Here is a 17,489-nt window from a genome sequence, read left to right as displayed (position 1 = left end):
CTTGGCCTTAACGATATATAGGCGTACATCTAGTCGTACTTGCGATGTCATAAGGGAAAGGGGGATAACCTTACATCTTGTCAAGTCGATCGAGAGATGTGTCCCGAGTTTACGTATCATTTGAACAGGAAATACAAGTCATATGGGGAATGACTTAAAAGTAGCTTGCCCAAATGATCGTTCCATTAATCATGTACCCCAAAAATTAGAAATGTATGCTTATTTTAAAACATTTTTTAATTTATTTTCTTGCTCTGCTACCATGACTCGATTCCGTCCAGCTTGTTTTGCAAGATACAGCGCATCATCCGCTGCTTCAATTAACTTTTCTGTCGTGTCAGCCATTTGTGGATACACTGCAACTCCTGCTGATAATGTAACTGGGCGACCACAAGGACTTGTAGTATGTGCCAACATATCGCGGAGTTGTTCAGCCACCTGTGCCGCTTCCTCAGCAGTAGTGGTTGGCAATAACATCACAAATTCCTCACCACCGTATCGACAGCAAACATCCCCCTCACGAGCGACTGCTTTCATATTTTGAGCTAAAAATTGTAATACCTTATCACCTACTGCATGCCCATACGTATCATTGACACTTTTAAAATGGTCTAAATCAAGTAAAATTAGGGCATGTGGCAAATCGTTCTCAAGCCACTCAGCTAGCATCGCATCCATTGTGCGACGATTAGTTACACCCGTTAACGGATCTGTTGTAGATTGATCTTTAAAATAGGACACCTGGCCCTGTAAAAATGTTAAACTCCGAATGAGTGCACTTTTTAGATAGTGCGCTTCAAAATACCAACTACGTACAGATTTCAAGCCTTCTACATTTTTCGATTCCATGCTCTCCTCTGTTAAAGTAGCTAATTGCTGTAAGGGATTAGCTATACGTGCTGCCATCCAAAGGACAATAAAAACCGAAATTAGCATAAGCGGAATGGATTTTATAGCTACATCCTGTACTCTATCAAATGAAGGAGCCAATGCTACCTTTAACGGTCTTTGAGCAACTACTCCCCAGCTTGCTAAAGGTACAGCGCTATAACCCGCAAGCATTTCAACTCCTTTAGTATTCTTTACTTGCTGAGCCCCGCTTTTTCCAGAAACCACTGCTTGAACAACTTCATTATCAATAACGCTATCATTGATCCGACTTGGGTCCTGATGATAGATAACGCGCCCATCTGAATCAACTACGTACACATATGAACCATCATGATAATAATGCTCTCCGAGTAATTCATTAAAAACATTTCGTTCCTTTAAATAAATTGTCCCAGCTACCATTCCTAAATATTCATTTGTCCCTGAAAATATAGGATACGATATAAAAATAAGGAGACGCCCTGTAATTCCCTTATAAGGCTTTGAGACAAGAGGCTCCCTTTTAGATAAAGCCTCTTTCGCTCCAACTGAAGTTAATACTTTACCTTGAACCTCCTCAGATGGTGGTGAAATAGATAATACATGACCTTCTGCATTTGTAATAAGTACAGAGTTAAACATGTTATTTTGCTTTTTCAAACGCTCAGTTTCCTGAATCAATGCATTTTTATCATACATTTTCGTCTTTATCGTACTGGCACTATATCCTAAAGTCTGAAAAGCTTCTTCAAGATAGGAACTTGCGGTTGTTGCTAATTTTTGTGCATATACTCGATTCGTTTCAAGCGTATTTTCTTTAATCGAGTCAACATTCATACGGTAACCATTCCAAATACTACCGATTCCTGTTAAGAAAAAAGCAGCCATGGCAACACCCATGATTAAATACTTTAACTTTATTTGATTTGGCTTCATTTTCTATCTTTTACCCCTAGTTTATAATTTCCTCTATTATTCTATTAAAACACAAAAAAATTCCTTATTAAGAAAATTTCTTTTAATGAGAGAAAAGTATTTGTAAAAATAGTACTTTCATGGCCCTCTTATAACAAAAGCAATATAGTAGACTCAGCACTAAAGCGTGAAGTTGATTTCCGTTCCAACTGGGCGCTTTCCTGAGGGCGTCCAGTCGGAACGAAAATCAACTTTTATAAATGGCACACATTTTAACAGAGATCATCCCTTCATTAAGCCATATAGTAGAGAAAGTTCCAGGATTTTAGCATCGTTAACGAGACAAAAATATAGTATTTTATATCTATAGAACTTTTATTATTTTGATAGATTTTTATTATAAATTTATTATTAGAAGAGGGTTTAAATATGTTGTTACGTAAAGTAGCTCCAATAATGGTTGGTTTTAGTATGGCTCTATGGACGAATACTGCTCTCCATTCAAATAAGTCAGCTCGTACAAAAATAACAAATACACAAAAAACTTTGTCACTATCCAGCTTTCAAAGTGAATATAAAATGAAATGGCACCGAGTAGAGATGGACTACTCCCAATTTTCCCTCGTAGGAAGGCATAATTCCAACGAGGTCGGAGGATATGAAACACGCACTGGGCATAGCGTATTTGGTATTCCTATCGGTGCTAATCGAATAGATGTGAATAGAAAATATGGTCTTCCACTTAGAGCTATTCACTATCAAAATACTGGCTATTTGCTCGATTACAATGATTGTGACGGTAATACTACACACGGAACCTATTTGATAGCTGATCACTATGTTACTTTTTTCTATGATTTACACAAAAACAATATTGTTCGTTCTATTATTTGGATTAATGCCAATACTGAAGTAAGTAAATGTGGTTATTATGGTAAGCCTTCCAATGAACTACGAACAGGACTTGAAGATTTAATGGTTGATCTTATTAACCATGAGCGGATTACAGAAGGATTGCAACCACTCATTTATGATAAAAGATGTAACCCTATTGCTCGGCAGCATAGTAGCAATATGATTACACACCAATTTTTTAGTCATGAAGATCATAAGGGTAATCATTCCAATGACCGCCTCACTGCTGGTAGAGTTAATCACTATTGGTATGGCGAAAATATAGCACAAGGTCAACCCAATAGTATATTTGCCCACGAAGCATTGATGAATTCAAAAGGACATCGTATAAATATTTTAAGAAAAGAATTTACACATATTTTTGTCGGTGTCTGCTTTAAGGATAACGGTGCACCCTATTATACAGTTAACTTTTATTCGAAGTAATTTGAATGATTGAAGTTGATTGACGATGACCAATATACACAAAAATCTCTATGCAGAAATCTATTGCATAGAGATTTTTTTAACTTTATCGCAGTCTGAAATTTGATAAAGATTTTCCATTCTCTCCAATTCCAAAAAATGAAAGTGAAATTTATTAAAACGTATGATTTTAGAATGAAAACTCCCCCTTATTATGGAGATATCCATACATTCTGAATTTTTTTACTTTTATTGTTATTCTGACATATAATTTTTCAACTAAATATTTTATAATAAAATTTAACATAGTCAAGCCATCAATTCTTCTGTTATAATACTGATAATTTATCACCATCCTGTATTAATACAGAGGTGATACATGCTTTTCACAAAATGGGGATTATGAGAAAAGCGCTACAATGCATTCTTGAATACAATGTAGCCTACACAAAAAGGGGTTGGGAGATTTGGGTATTTTAAAGGGGTTAAAAATTCTCGATTTTTCTGCATTACTACCGGGACCAATGGCGACAATGATATTTGCTGATCTTGGTGCCGAAGTTATTCACGTTGAATCATCAAAGCGCGTAGATTTAACACGTATTATGCCTCCTTACGACGATGATCATGAGGCGTATATTCATCAACATTTGAATCGTTCTAAAAAGTCATTAACATTAAATTTAAAATCGCCTGAAGCTATAGAAATTGTTAAGTCACTCGTGAAAGAGTACGACATAATTATCGAAGGATTTCGGCCTGGTGTCATGCAACGACTTGGCATCGGCTATGAAGCTCTAAAAGAAGTAAATCCTAAGGTTATTTATTGTGCTATTACAGGCTATGGACAAACTGGACCATATAGCAATCGGCCGGGACATGACAATAACTATTTATCATTAGCAGGCATACTTGATTATTCACGTCATAAAGATAAAAAACCTGTCTCAATGGGTATTCAGCTTGCTGATATGGCTGGGGGCACGATGCATTCAGCAATCGGAGTACTCGCTGCTGCTTTACATCGTGAAAAAACAGGTGAAGGACAATATATTGATATAAGCATGACCGATGCTGTATTTTCACTCAATGCTATGTATGGATCTGCCTATATTGGCGGTGGTCGTGTACCTCAGCCTGAGCAAGAAATTTTAAATGGTGGTAGCTACTATGACTTTTACAAAACAAAGGACGGCCGATTTTTCTCGGTAGGAAGTCTTGAGCCTCAATTCCGCAGATTACTCTGTGAAGCGCTTGATATTCCTGAGCTCATTGATAATACTTTTAATGATTCATACTACACACAAATTCGTTTTAAAGAAGCTGTCCATGATGCATTTTTATCGAAGACTTACGAAGAATGGCTTGAAGTATTTAACGAGGATTTCGAGGGATGTGTCGAACCAGTATTAACTTTCCCAGAAGCATGCGAGCATCCTCAGCTTAGGGCTCGTGATATGATTGTTGATATTCCCAAAAGCGACGGTACTACGCAAAAACAAATTGCATCTGCTTTTAAGTTTGACGGTGTTAAGCCTCAGTACAAGCATGTCGGTGCCAAGCTTGGAGAACATAATGAAGAAGTGTTGTCTTCACTTGGCTATAGTGTCGAGCAAATTGCTGACTTAAAGGACAAAGGGGTTTTAGAATAATATCGTAGGCCAACTACACGAAATAAAAAAGGTGTCTAATGTTATAAAAAAAACACTTAGACACTTTTTTTATTTCTAATCAATTATGCCTCGGCAAGATGTTGGTCACTCAGTCGTGTGCTGTTGTTGTTGTTGCTGTCGCTTCGCTTTCGCACAGATAAAACCATGTTGCTACTGCTTTCGCACAGATAAATTGCCACAGGACGTGGCGTTCTTAGACTGAGTTCCTCTATTTTAGCGGATGTTTTTTGTGCCGAAAGCGTAGCGACAGGTACGGATGTTTGTACACCCGCTGGAGTAAGTTAAACATATGCACTTATAAAGACTCGTAGCTTTTCAAAATGGTCATCAATAAGTAAATATTTTTTATAAATTTCCATTAATTTTTCAAACAGCTCATACTGTTCCGTCACAAATAAAACTTTTAAAATATTGAGCATATGCAAGGATGCGCTCTGTGCTACCAAATAGCAAGGCGTTTCTAGCTGACGATAATGTCGGCGCCATTCTTCCACAGACAAGCCAATATGCTGTAATGAGTTATTCACATGGAGAGCAATATCCTGCTGAACTGATGCCTCAATCGCAATAAATTGCTCATTACTATAGTTCCCCTGTACTAAAGAGGCATGTATTTTTTTATTGGATGCTAGTACATGTTCCTTTAAAAGCAGGAGCCCTTCTTGATAACGCCCCATTTTTACATAATGATCAAGCAATACTGCATACAAGTTTTCTAAAAAATTAAGTTCATAATTTTTAATAATGGCCGGAGGTGTTGGCTTACGATTCGGCAATAAGTCCTTATACTCCAACAAAATCTCTATCGCGTAATTATTAAGTCGTTCATCTTCTAATAAATACTCTCCGTAGTGAATAACAGTTTCAGGATTCTGCTCCTGATGTGCTATATGAAACAGAAGATAGGCAATGAGAACTTTTTCTTTCTCTGTCAGTGCATACATTGAATAACGCCAATCCGCTTCAAAGGAAGTAATTAGCGCTTTAACACAACGATAATCCCCTTGCGATAAACGATAGTACGTTACAATTTGATAAAGATGTAACTGTTTTTTAGCCAAGCAAGTAGAATTACGGTTATCCACATAAGTTATACACTTATCAAGAGTTTCTCTATAATTATTCACAAAGTTATCCACATGTACACAAGTTTTTCTTGTAGATTGCTCAATATGCCCCATCATTTCATGGATAAATGTGAATTGTTCTAATGGTTTGTGGATAAATAGTGAATAAACTTTTTTTATGAAAAGCCAATGCCAAAATTGGGCTTCTTCTTTATAAATCATATGCACAAAATATTCATTTTCAAATTTATATAAAAATATAGTTTGTAGTTCGTTAACTGGCATTGTAATTTGCATTCGTTTCCCGAAAATTAGCCAGATTAATCGCTCTAAGTCCATTGTATGCTGTGCAAAAAGCTGCTCAAAAAAGGTCTCCTTGCCTTTTTGCGTATAAAAAAAGGCATTGAGACGTTCATTAACAAATTTAGTATCCAAACCATGGTTATTAAAAAAAGTTTGCATATCTGTCGTTACACGACCCCAATATTTTCGTGCAGTTGAAAACGCAATATTCATCGCTGTTTCCTCATTCACTAAAAATAAACTCGGTGAAAGTGCAGTACCTAGAATTTTCGGGTCTACTGGTGAATCAATCTCTGCTTCTAACCATTTTGAAAGTAGCTTTTCAGCACCCTTTTCACCACTTTGTTTATATGTCATGAATAACCGCTCATCACAATCCAACAGCATGCTACTGGAGCCCCCCATCAAATTCAACCAACAAAGATCTTCCCCTATCATGTAAAATACTTGCCTAAAAGTTTAATCACTCTTTCTTCAATATAACAAATCTTATCCAACATATGCTAAAGAAATCGTGATATGGATAAAAGAAATGACAACAAAAATATTCGCGTAAAATCGAAAACTTTAACTACAACGCATAAAAAAAGCCATCTAAAGGTCAAATACCTCAAGATGGGAAAGATTAAATTTGCTGTTTAAAAGGAGAGCAGCAAATGAGCCCTTTGGACAATCACTCATAAGTTGGTAGCCCATACGTATTGTCACAAATAGCTCATTGCCTACGCCAACCCAAAGCTAGCGCCATAGTACGCACAACTAAAAAAGCTATACATCATTCACCAATACAATCGAGAAAAAGCATTCTCACAACAGTAGACGAGCGACCAACAAAATAGTTACAAAAAAAATCCGTCAAAATTGACGGATTTTTTTCTGCATCGAAAGCGTAGCGGCAGATGCAAAAATAGTTTTTTCACCTATAACACAAAAAAGCAAACTATGAAATTTTCTAGTTTGCTTTCTTTTCGGACTTTTGGGCTTACATTTAATCATATTGTTTTTTCACTGGCTTATAAATTCGTGCTTTTTTCAGTGCTGTTTTAGGTACTTGGAAGGTTGCTGTTACAACTCCTGGATGACGGCCGATTTCAATCGAGCCTGTAATCGTCGCTCGATTCATAACCTCCGGCTCGCTCATCTCAAAAAGCCTTGCAGCACGACTTATAGCATTAGTTGTTGCTTCATTTAATGATGTTCCGGAGCCAACAATTGATACAGGGAATACTTCCTCCACTTGTTTCACGCCGAATTCCTCAGCAAGCTCACGTGCACGACGTTTTTCTTCCTTTGTAAAAGGTTTAGCCGTATAAGGTAAATCCTCTGTATTTGGCAATAAAACAGGGCCATCCAAAGCTACTTTTTTTAACACACTTACCTGAAGTTGAACAATACCAGCAACATCCGTTGTATGTCCTGCAATTTCTCCGTCCCCTTGCATTGCGTGCATATCACCAATATACACACCACCGCCCGGAACCTTTACTGGACAAATAATTGTTGCCCCCTCACGAACACGGCTTATATCCATATGGCCATCTGTACGATGTGTATCTAATTCAGTCTGCGTAAATGCATATTCATGTGGCGCACCGATTAAAAACGAACCAAAATCACCAGCATTATGGGAGTCTGGCATCGCCTTTGAAGGTGTCGTTCCAAGCTGCCCTAAAAAAGGTCGCATTCTTGCCATAACACCAATCAAATCACTTGGTGCTAATGCAACCGCAGGATTTTGCACAGAATTTTCAGGTGTACGCATATAATTTTTAGCATCAAGTGCAATACGGCGAGCCCCTTCTCGCCCAACAGTCACACCAATATTACCTTTATGATCTAACGCCATAGTATAACCATTCGTCATGTTAAAAGGTGATGTTTCTGTATCACATGTCGAACAGCGAATGGCCTGCCGACCTATCCCTTTGACAACTGTACTAGGATGAAGCTTACCACAGCCTGGACACTTTACTGATACGAACGGGTCCCCAATAAATCGATCCAAAATTGCCTCATCATGCCCAGATGCTGTTGCTATTGATGTTACCTGGATTGATTTAATCTTAATAACAATGGCGTCTCCTACCTCTGCCCCTTCTACAAATACAGGCTTTGTTACTTCATGCCCACCACGAATCGTTGGTGTTAGCATCGGGCCCCAGCAGCCTGGCGTCGTATTAGCAATAATTGTGCCACCGTCTTTGACAGGTCCAAGCATTTTCTGTTGTGGATCTAAAATACCATCTATGAACTCATTTACGAATAATGTTTCGACGGCTTGCGCCTGCTGTACAAGATCTTCGCTTTGTATTCCTTCTTTTTCTAGCATTTGCAATTCGCTTGTCATTTCTTTCGTCACGCTCCTGTTTTTTATTTTATGTATACGGATTTTTGTTAATGCTTTATATAAATTTTTGTAGTGATTTGTCGATTGTAAAACTTAATTTCGACATCAAGTTTGATAGTTCCTGCCATTTCGAGGAAAATGTCATTAATCGTATGTATGGAAAAATTGAAATCCGTCTTTCTCATTGTATTTTTTATATAACTAAATGCATGATTTTAGTCCAATAGAATGGTTATTGATCACATGGAAAATTATGCCGTTTATTTTAAGCATTTTCAACCATTTGACATAAAAAAGCTCAGACTCGTACAAATGTATTTAAAATTTTAATGATAATTTACAATAATAAAGGGTCTTTGTGCTTTTTGATGGCACAAAAACCCTTTCGTCTATCTTTATTATATTTTGTGGATATTTAATATCTTAGTGCGAATTTCACATGGTCAATCTTCATACGTTTTCAACGGGTACTGTTAATTTAATGGGATTGTCACAGGATCCATCTCTTTTAATTCCGAGCCTTTTCCTGAGCCCAAGGAGAAATAAATAACAGGAACAAATGTAATGGATGTAGCAGTTGGATTGATAGCCTGGACAGTAGCACTTGATTTATAAGAAATACCACCGTCGCGACTTGAAGCACCATTTCCATTTACCACATACGTATTGCCTAAATTATCTCGTAGTTCATCAAATTGAACTGTAACTTCCGGCCACTTTTTTATAACTTCTGGGTTTGCTTCATAATCAAAATTAATAACAGTAGACATATCATTTTTTTCAAGGGCCGTAAATCGAGCTGTGACATCATAGTTTGAAACAGTTTCATTGACTAGCTGTAGCTCACCTGCTAACTTAGAGACCTTAAAATTAAATGCCCAATCCCCTTCCACTTTTGTATCGTTATTCACGTTTAGAAAAGCTTCTGGTTTCCATGTTACTTCTAATTCATCTGGTGCCTCTTTATCAAAATAAGGTGTTGTATTTGCTAATCCTACATATTTATTATCACTTATCTTCTCAAGTCGACTACTTCCTCCACCACCCACAGCTCCTTTGATATCCATGAAATCTCCTTCTATAAACGGAGAATCTCCTAAATCTTTATCTGTTTCAAGTGCAAAAGAAATTGTCAGTGATGTACCGTCATACACAGCATTTTCTATCATCATAGATAAGCCATTACTAGAATGAACCTGTCCAATTTCCGTTGCATAACTATCAAAATTCTCAAGCATAGTATTTTTATTATCAAAATAGCTAGCAATGTTTTTCATAAACGGAATTTGTGAAGCAAATGTAGGAAAAGCAATACTTACGGTAGTTACCATACTGATGCCAATTATTGCTGCCGCTGCTATATGACGCACCCATTTTGGCATACGCTTTCTTGTTGCTTGCTTCTTTAAAACCGTTTGTTTAAGGTTCATTTTTCGCTGTGCAGATAATTCGATTGGTTCAATTTGATCCACATCCAGATCCAGCCACTCTTTATAACTTTTAGTCATATAATTGCCTCCTTCAACTGTATTGTTGATGCTAGCTTCTTCTTCCCTCGATAAAGCCGGTTTTCTACGGCTGCTTTTGATAAATGCAGCGCTTCAGCTATCTCAGGATTCGTTAATTGCAAATAATACTTCATCATGAAAATATCTCGATCAATATTTTCCAAGTGACTAATAGCCATTAGTAAATCATTTCGTTGCTCCTTTTTCAAAAGCTCCTGCTGTATATCTTTTATATCAGGCTTTTGCAAGAGCTCCTCGTCTCCTTTTTCTCTTTGCTGTTGTTTTTCAAGCTTACGGAATAAATCTATGGCTTTATATTTTGTCAGCATCCCTATCCATTTTTTGAAATCCTCTGATTCGCCCTTAAATTGCTTTGCATTTTGCCAAATGGCTAGTAATACATCATTAACACAGTCATCAATAGAATCTTTGTTAATACCGGAAAGAATTTTATATGCTATCGCATGTACGAAGCCAGAATAATGTTCAATTACATACTCAAGCGCATCTTCTTTTTGGTTTTGTAAACGGCTTATGAAGTTTTTAGATGTACATCTCACCATTTCGCCCCCTTTATGTTTATTTGAAAAAGCTTCTTCACTAACTATATCGAAACTCAGTCACTAAAACTCTCAACTATTTCTGTGAAGAATAATGATTCCTTAAAAAACCTTCAGTAATGTTTCAATCTCCTCTTTCAAGCAAGTTTCATTTATAATGAGTCACATAAGGAACTTCAATCTGTTTGAAGATCCCAAGCTAAGATGGCCACTTCTTAAGGAAATTTATCACCCACGACTCTATTCTGATTAGTTAGATCAAACTTCTTTAGGACTCATCACAAAAAATCAGGGATGAAATTTGTTAAAACATGTACCATCTATATGAGTTGATTGGAGTGAAGACTTGGCGACCAGTGTCACAAATGAGATCCTGGAGCGAGTAAGTAGAGGAACGAAGGCTAAGACCATCACTTCCTGTGATAACGCCTTCGTGACCAACATCCTTTTGGTCCAAGTGCTCATTCGGAACGGTAATCAACTCCACGTTATATTGAAGAATCTTTTTAGGGTAATAAGGAATTGTTTATCGCGCTACTGCAAAACTTATTAGCTATACACTATTCTTAAAATTCTAATGACGATTTACAATAATAAAAAAGAAAGGACGTGTGAACAATGCAAGAACCAACTATTCTAGTGGTGGATGATGAGGCAGATTTAGCAAACCTTCTAAAAGTCAGCCTACAAAAAGAAGGTTATAAGCAAATTCATACAGCTGGCTCCATTCAAGAAGCTTGGACGAGCTTTCAACAGACACAACCCGATATTGTACTTCTTGATGTGATGCTTCCTGATGGCGAGGGCTACGATTTATGTCGACGTATTCGAGAAGTGTCGCATGTGCCGGTGCTTTTCATGTCAGCGAAAAATGAGGAAATTGATAAAATTTTAGGACTTGCGATCGGAGGGGACGATTATATTACGAAACCTTTTAGTCCTAAAGAGGTCGCCTATCGTGTGAAAGCACAGCTTCGCAGAGCTGGTTATCAAACGCAGGAAGCAGCGCCAGTAACTTCCGCGAAATCGATTCAAGTTGGTCCATTCTTGCTTAATGGGGATGAAACGGAAGTACATAAAGACGGCATTTTATTAGAGCTAACGGCGAAGGAAATCGGCTTGATGGCTTGCTTTATGAACAATCCTAATCGAATTTTAAGTAAAGAAACTCTGTTTGAACGTGTATGGGGAGAGGACTTTTTCGGCTCAGACAACACTGTTATGGTGCATATTCGACGTCTGCGTGAAAAGGTTGAAAATGATGCATCAAAACCTATGTATATTACAACTGTAAAAGGGCTTGGCTATAAATTTGTCGTTCCAAAAGAGGAGCAAGCATGAAATGGAAATTAACAGCTAGATTCCTTCTGTCTGTGCTGTCTATTGTTATTATTGTCATTTTCGTCAATACGGCCATTCTAGTCGGGCTTCTCACTTATCGACTATCAAATGATTATGATGGTGTACAGGCAACTACAGAGGAAAGCTTTGTCCGGGACTTCCAGAAGTATATTGAAATTAATAATGGTACGCCTTCAGTAAATGAAGAGGGGCTGCAACACTTACATCAGCGAAATGCTTGGATTCAATTACTTGATGTTAATGGTCAGGTCCTTGAATCTCATTTTGCACCAGATGAGGCTCAATCCCATTATGCACCCATCGATTTAATTCAAGTATATAAATATAAAGAGTTTGATGGTGACACTACGGTGTATGTAGGCAGTAAAGATGATGTTAGTTATCTTATTGGTATTAAGGGTAGTGGTATTACAAGATTAGTCATGCATTTTTCTGGCTCATCAGTATTACAGTTTATTGGCAAGTTTGGATTATTCATTGTTATTGCCGACCTATTAGTAGCTACACTAGTTGGATGGCTTTTCGGTCGTACGTTGACCAAACCTCTACATGCAATGATTGAACGTATTCGTCATTTAAAGAATCGTGAGCATATGCCTAGTAAAATGCCTGGTGGTGTTTACAAACCAGTTTTTGAAAATTTAAATGAAGTATCGAGAGAGCTTGCTGCACATGAGCAGGAACGTAAAAGATTAGAGATGATGCGCGAGGAATGGATCAGTAATGTGTCACACGATATGAAAACACCTCTTGCCTCAATTCGTGGTTATGCGGAGCTACTGAATGATGGAAAATCAACTCCTTATGAACAAACGGAATATGCTCAGATTATCGAAAAACAATCATTGCATATGCAAGATTTATTGGATGATTTAAATTTAACTATGCGATTAAGACATCAGCAGCTTCCCCTAAGCTTAACCGAGATAAATATGGTGCAATTTATTCGCGAAATCGTTATTGATACACTTAATACTCCACAATATGAGCAGGCTAATATTGAATTTAATGCAACTAAAGAAGTCATCAAGCATCACATTGACGAGCACTTTATGCGACGAGCGGTGATGAATTTTTTACACAATGCATTGCTCCATAATCCTTCTGATGTTGCAGTCAATGTTCTTGTTGATGATCGTTCTATTACGATTTCTGATAACGGTAACGGCATTGCCGCAGAAGATCTTGAACATATTTTTGAGCGCTATTATCGAGGTACAAATACTGAGCAAACACATGGTACTGGGTTAGGTACTGCTATTGCTAGAGATATTATTGAAGCGCACGGAGGAACTGTAAATATTACCTCTGAAGAACAACAAGGGACAACTGTCAGCATTCAATTACAAGAAGAAAAAAAGGAGTAGCCCGATACTAGGGACTACTCCTTCTTGTTATTTCTTCATTAGCTCCTGTACTTTTGCAGGTAGCTCGTCGAATTTCACTTCATCATATGAAGTAACTTCCGTTTCTTTTTTTACATAAAGCTTCATGTAAGCATCGTGTCGTAAATTTTTCTGAGCTGAAAACTTTAATGTTTGCTCTTTACCGTTTTCGTCATAAGCAGGTATCTCGTACCAATACGATTTCATAATTTCTCCACTATCTAACTTATATTCCTTTACTTCACCATCAGTAGTGATATGAACATAGTATGCTTCTTTATTTAAACGGTTAAAATCAACGGTCATCAGAACAACAAGTCCTGCTACGAACAATAAGAACAATGCTCCTATACCTAAGAAAACCTTTTTCATATTAATTCCCCTGTCTAATAATTTTATAGAATGAACGAACTGTAAAGATATAATATATGCCGTAAATGGCTGAATACGCAATCATCCACAGTATTACTGGTTTAGTTATATCCATACTAAATAGCTGTGAAAAGGCTAGTAGCGCAAATGCACTATGGACGATGCCGACAACGAGTGGTGCACTAAAAATAACGGCAACCTGCCCTGCGACTGTTTTTAATATTTGTTTTTTGTTAACACCGATTTTATTTAAAATTGCATATTTAGGTTGATCTTCCTCTGCCTCAGTTAAAACTTTGAAGTAAATAATACTTCCTGTCGCTGCTAAAAATACTAATCCTAAAAAGCTTCCTACAAATAATAGTGATCCTACAGTAGCTAAACCTGCCTCATAACTTTGCGGAACACTTGAAAACCCTTCTTGCTGTTCAGTAGATAGTTGATTGTAAATTTCCTTTGAAATAGCCTGTTGCTTCAAGTCATTATCCATACCAACTACCTGTATTTTAACACCTTCTGCATTTGTTGCAGCGAACACTTTATCATTTACAACAAGGACTGTACCAGCTCCAACATAGTTTAATACACTCTCTGTATACATTTTATCAACATGGAATGATTCCCCGTTCTCCAATTTAAATTCTTCACCCGTAAAATCATGTGAAAAACGTTCATCGAAGCTTGCATCAAGTAAAACTGTTGAACCATTTGCAATGTGCAGTTGTTCATCTTTCCCCTGCAATTTTGCTAGACGATTATAGTCAGATTCCTTTAATAATGTATATTCAAAAAACGAAAATTCATTATCCACGCGTAAATTTTTTACAGAAAGCGATTCATTGTATAAGACGTCCTCTTGAGAGAATTTTATCGTATCGCCCTTCCACATAAATGTATTAGGTAGCGCTTGACGTACACTGGCTTCCGCATTGTAGTACATTCCGAAAACGCCGCCACCTGCTGTGATCGTTGTCGCACTTAAAATAGCGATGATTGAAAGAGATTTAGCATTTGCTCGAATACGGTACAATAATTGTGATACACCAATTAAATTCAAGCCTTTCCATGACCAAGAAGTTGCTTTTTTCAACGCGGTTAACACAAATACGCTAACACTATGGAATAATAAATATGTCCCTGCAATTGTCACACCTATAACCATAAGTGGAGTACCCAGAACTGTGAAGAATCTCCAAATGTTACTCGTAAAGATATCTTCAGACGCTGTATAATAACCAAATGCAAGTAACGCTGTCCCAAGTATAGCTGCTATGAATGATGCACGTGGAATTTTCTCTCCTTGCTTCTCAGCATGGAACAGGTCAATCAATTTAAATTGATAGATGACACGATAGCCTTGTAAAGATGTGAATAAAAATAGTAGTGCAAAAATCCATGTTGTATTTACTAGAGCCTCAGGGGAAAATGTTAAACTTCCTACAACCTCAAAGCCCATTAAACGTACTAAAATCATTAATAACCCTTGTGACATAAAGAATCCAAGAACAATCCCTAGTACTAAAGAGACAAAACCGATCACTAAATTCTCAAAAAAGAGCATTAAGCCGATTTTCTGCTTACGTACACCTAATAGCGAGTAAAGTGCTACTTCCTTTTTTCGTTTTTTCATAAAAAACGAATTGGAATACGCAATAAAGATGACGATAAAGAATAACAACACAACAGATGATCCACTCATCAAGCCTTTAATTTGCTGTGAAAATTGTTGTGAGGCTAAAATATCATCATTATATTTTAATGTTACAAACGTAAAGTAGATGACGATACTAAAAACCATCGAAGCAATATATAAAAAGTAGTTCGACAAATTACGCTGAATATTTTTACGCGCTAAACTAAATAACGTCATTTACTCCACCTCCGATGCCAGCAAGCACCTGTAAAATCTCTTGGAAGAATTGCTTTCTCGTTTGAGTACCACGATGAATTTCCTTAGAAAGCTGTCCATCCTGAATGAATAGAATGCGCTGGCAAAAGCTTGCTGCAAATGCATCATGCGTAACCATCATAATAGTGGACGCTTGAGAATTATTCAAATCACTTAAACTTTCAAGTAAGTCTGTTGCTGATTTTGAATCAAGAGCACCAGTCGGCTCATCCGCAAAAATTAATTTCGGCTCTGTAACTAATGCACGTGATGATGCTGTACGTTGTTTTTGTCCACCAGAAATTTGGTATGGGTATTTATCGAGTAACTCTTTTATCCCAAACAGTGTAGCTATGCGTTCTACCTTTGCGTTAATTGCTTTTGTTGGCACTTTTGCAATCGCAAGTGGCAGTACGATATTTTCACGAACTGTTAGAGAATCGAGTAAGTTATAGTCTTGGAAGATAAAACCTAGATTGTCGCGACGAAAATCTGCTAACTCTGCATCCTTCATGCGCGCTAAGTTTGTATCACCAATAATGATTTCACCAGTCGTCGGTGTATCAATTGTCGCTAACACATTTAGTAGCGTCGATTTCCCAGCCCCTGAAGGCCCCATTACACCAACAAACTCTCCTTTTTCTACTTCAAATGATATATTCGATAGCGCTGTAAATGTATTTGCGCCTTTGCCGTAAGTTTTTTCTACATTTTGTACCTTTAATAATGGCGTCATAAACGCTCACCTCTTCTTTCTGACTTTAGTATACGACCCCAAACTTACAACAAAATTGTCGCAAGCTTACAACAACCTTAAATCAAAGGCATAATGAGGGGTTGATTTCCGTTTCGACTGAAGTCGCCCAGTCTCCGCTCCAATCAACCTATCCACATGACATACGTTTTAACAAAATGTCATCCAACTTTTGAGTCTTATCGGAACACTTTTGGGATTTATCACCCAACTTTTGAATTTTATCTACCAACTTTCACGTTTTATCTACCAACTTTTGAATTTTATCTACTAACTTTCATGTTTTATCTACCAACTTTTGAATTTTATCTACTAACTTTCATGTTTTATCCCCCAACTTCTGAATTTTATCGACATCTCCACCTTTCAAAGAGCAAAAAAAGGATTCACACACAAACTTGTGCGTGAATCCTCTTACTTTTCTCTACTCCAATCAACTGATCCACATGACATACGTTTTAACAAAATGCCATCCAACTTTTGAGTCTTATCGGAATACTTTTGGGATTTATCACCCAACTTTTGAATTTTATCTACCAACTTTCACGTTTTATCTACCAACTTTTGAATTTTATCTACTAACTTTCATGTTTTATCCCCCAACTTCTGAATTTTATCGACATCTCCACCTTTCAAAGAGCAAAAAAAGATTCACACACAAACTTGTGCGTGAATCCTTCCTCTATCTTTTTTATGCTAATACTTTTTTAATATCATCCTCAAAGCTACTTGGTTTATCAGCTGATCCATAGCGTCCAACGACTTCACCATTACGACTCACAAGGAATTTTGTGAAATTCCACTTTATACTGTTGCCGAGAAAGCCTTTTGAATGGGATGTCAAATGCTCAAAAATAGGGTGTGCCTCTTTACCATTGACCTTTACTATTTCATGCATCGGGAACGTCACCCCATATGTCAAACGGCATTGTGACGCCGCTTCCTCAGCAGTCGCTACCTCTTGCTTAAACTGATTTGATGGGAAGCCAAGAATAACAAGGCCTTCATCCTGATATTTTTTATATAGACCCTCTAATTCTTCAAACTGCGGTGTAAAACCACATTTGGAAGCCGTATTAACAATTAACATTGCCTTACCCTTATAACGATCTAAGCTATATTCAGTACCATCTTCTAGAGCAACTTGAATGTCGTAAATGTTCAT

At 37.2% G+C, this 17,489-nt stretch carries 13 protein-coding genes; 4 read left to right on the top strand and 9 right to left on the bottom strand.

Going from position 1 to position 17,489, the window contains the following annotated elements; translation table 11 throughout:
* Positions 1-219: 219 nt before the first annotated feature.
* Entirely contained in the window at positions 220-1,806 is a 1,587-nt protein-coding gene (locus ABH966_RS14850; protein ID WP_370079635.1) for a diguanylate cyclase, read from the bottom strand.
* A 408-nt stretch (positions 1,807-2,214) separates the two neighbouring features.
* Between ABH966_RS14850 and ABH966_RS14845 the strand changes: the two genes are divergently transcribed.
* Together ABH966_RS14845 and ABH966_RS14840 are read left to right on the top strand one after the other, a co-directional pair.
* Positions 2,215-3,126: a CAP domain-containing protein gene (locus ABH966_RS14845; RefSeq protein ID WP_370079633.1), complete on the top strand. Its 912-nt coding sequence runs from the start codon at positions 2,215-2,217 to the stop codon at positions 3,124-3,126.
* A 446-nt stretch (positions 3,127-3,572) separates the two neighbouring features.
* Positions 3,573-4,757 (top strand): CaiB/BaiF CoA transferase family protein, encoded by a 1,185-nt coding sequence (locus ABH966_RS14840; protein WP_370079631.1) that lies wholly within the window; start codon positions 3,573-3,575, stop codon positions 4,755-4,757.
* A gap of 302 nt (positions 4,758-5,059) precedes the next feature.
* Here ABH966_RS14840 and ABH966_RS14835 read toward each other — a convergent pair whose 3' ends face one another.
* The 4 genes from ABH966_RS14835 to ABH966_RS14820 all read right to left on the bottom strand — a co-directional run bounded on the left by ABH966_RS14835 (position 5,060) and on the right by ABH966_RS14820 (position 10,566).
* Complete coding sequence (locus ABH966_RS14835; RefSeq protein ID WP_370079629.1) at positions 5,060-6,505, bottom strand: hypothetical protein; 1,446 nt, start codon at positions 6,503-6,505, stop codon at positions 5,060-5,062.
* A 631-nt stretch (positions 6,506-7,136) separates the two neighbouring features.
* Positions 7,137-8,477: an acetamidase/formamidase family protein gene (locus ABH966_RS14830; RefSeq protein ID WP_370079695.1), complete on the bottom strand. Its 1,341-nt coding sequence runs from the start codon at positions 8,475-8,477 to the stop codon at positions 7,137-7,139.
* A gap of 491 nt (positions 8,478-8,968) precedes the next feature.
* Positions 8,969-10,003, bottom strand: coding sequence for a DUF4179 domain-containing protein (locus ABH966_RS14825; RefSeq protein WP_370079628.1), 1,035 nt, complete (start codon positions 10,001-10,003; stop codon positions 8,969-8,971).
* On the bottom strand, positions 10,000-10,566 hold the full coding sequence (locus tag ABH966_RS14820; protein WP_370079626.1) for a sigma-70 family RNA polymerase sigma factor: 567 nt from the start codon (positions 10,564-10,566) through the stop codon (positions 10,000-10,002). Before ABH966_RS14820 ends, ABH966_RS14825 begins: the two co-directional genes overlap by 4 nt.
* A 615-nt stretch (positions 10,567-11,181) precedes the next feature.
* On the opposite strand from ABH966_RS14820, the gene ABH966_RS14815 reads away from it, so the two are divergent.
* Positions 11,182-11,904 (top strand): response regulator transcription factor, encoded by a 723-nt coding sequence (locus ABH966_RS14815; RefSeq protein ID WP_370079624.1) that lies wholly within the window; start codon positions 11,182-11,184, stop codon positions 11,902-11,904.
* On the top strand, positions 11,901-13,292 hold the full coding sequence (locus ABH966_RS14810; RefSeq protein WP_370079622.1) for a sensor histidine kinase: 1,392 nt from the start codon (positions 11,901-11,903) through the stop codon (positions 13,290-13,292). The genes ABH966_RS14815 and ABH966_RS14810 overlap by 4 nt, the downstream gene beginning before the upstream one ends.
* A gap of 27 nt (positions 13,293-13,319) precedes the next feature.
* Here the strand turns inward: ABH966_RS14810 and ABH966_RS14805 are convergent, their stop codons facing one another.
* From ABH966_RS14805 to ABH966_RS14790, 4 genes are all read right to left on the bottom strand, one after another.
* Positions 13,320-13,682, bottom strand: coding sequence for a YxeA family protein (locus tag ABH966_RS14805; protein ID WP_370079620.1), 363 nt, complete (start codon positions 13,680-13,682; stop codon positions 13,320-13,322).
* A gap of 1 nt (position 13,683) precedes the next feature.
* Positions 13,684-15,552: an ABC transporter permease gene (locus ABH966_RS14800; protein WP_370079618.1), complete on the bottom strand. Its 1,869-nt coding sequence runs from the start codon at positions 15,550-15,552 to the stop codon at positions 13,684-13,686.
* The gene (locus tag ABH966_RS14795; RefSeq protein ID WP_132363565.1) at positions 15,539-16,306 is read right to left on the bottom strand and encodes an ABC transporter ATP-binding protein; all 768 of its coding nucleotides are present in this window, start codon (positions 16,304-16,306) and stop codon (positions 15,539-15,541) included. The genes ABH966_RS14800 and ABH966_RS14795 overlap by 14 nt, the downstream gene beginning before the upstream one ends.
* 709 nt (positions 16,307-17,015) lie before the next feature.
* A complete protein-coding gene (locus ABH966_RS14790) occupies positions 17,016-17,489 on the bottom strand; it encodes a glutathione peroxidase (protein ID WP_370079616.1) in 474 nt (157 codons plus the stop codon).

Origin of the sequence: Lysinibacillus sp. RC46, from assembly GCF_041262385.1 — a bacterium.
Taxonomy (GTDB): Bacteria; Bacillota; Bacilli; order Bacillales_A; family Planococcaceae; genus Lysinibacillus.
The sequence above is the reverse complement of the archived record's forward strand: the minus strand, read 5'-3'. Positions and strand labels throughout refer to the sequence as shown.

Coding starts and splice junctions, on each gene's coding strand:
- ABH966_RS14850 (WP_370079635.1), bottom strand. CDS start 1,806: ATGAAGCCAAATCAAATAAAGTTAAAGTATTTAATCATGGGTGTTGCC.
- ABH966_RS14845 (WP_370079633.1), top strand. CDS start 2,215: ATGTTGTTACGTAAAGTAGCTCCAATAATGGTTGGTTTTAGTATGGCT.
- ABH966_RS14835 (WP_370079629.1), bottom strand. CDS start 6,505: ATGACATATAAACAAAGTGGTGAAAAGGGTGCTGAAAAGCTACTTTCA.
- ABH966_RS14830 (WP_370079695.1), bottom strand. CDS start 8,477: ATGCTAGAAAAAGAAGGAATACAAAGCGAAGATCTTGTACAGCAGGCG.
- ABH966_RS14825 (WP_370079628.1), bottom strand. CDS start 10,003: ATGACTAAAAGTTATAAAGAGTGGCTGGATCTGGATGTGGATCAAATT.
- ABH966_RS14820 (WP_370079626.1), bottom strand. CDS start 10,566: ATGGTGAGATGTACATCTAAAAACTTCATAAGCCGTTTACAAAACCAA.
- ABH966_RS14815 (WP_370079624.1), top strand. CDS start 11,182: ATGCAAGAACCAACTATTCTAGTGGTGGATGATGAGGCAGATTTAGCA.
- ABH966_RS14810 (WP_370079622.1), top strand. CDS start 11,901: ATGAAATGGAAATTAACAGCTAGATTCCTTCTGTCTGTGCTGTCTATT.
- ABH966_RS14805 (WP_370079620.1), bottom strand. CDS start 13,682: ATGAAAAAGGTTTTCTTAGGTATAGGAGCATTGTTCTTATTGTTCGTA.
- ABH966_RS14800 (WP_370079618.1), bottom strand. CDS start 15,552: ATGACGTTATTTAGTTTAGCGCGTAAAAATATTCAGCGTAATTTGTCG.
- ABH966_RS14795 (WP_132363565.1), bottom strand. CDS start 16,306: ATGACGCCATTATTAAAGGTACAAAATGTAGAAAAAACTTACGGCAAA.
- ABH966_RS14790 (WP_370079616.1), bottom strand. CDS start 17,489: ATGAACATTTACGACATTCAAGTTGCTCTAGAAGATGGTACTGAATAT.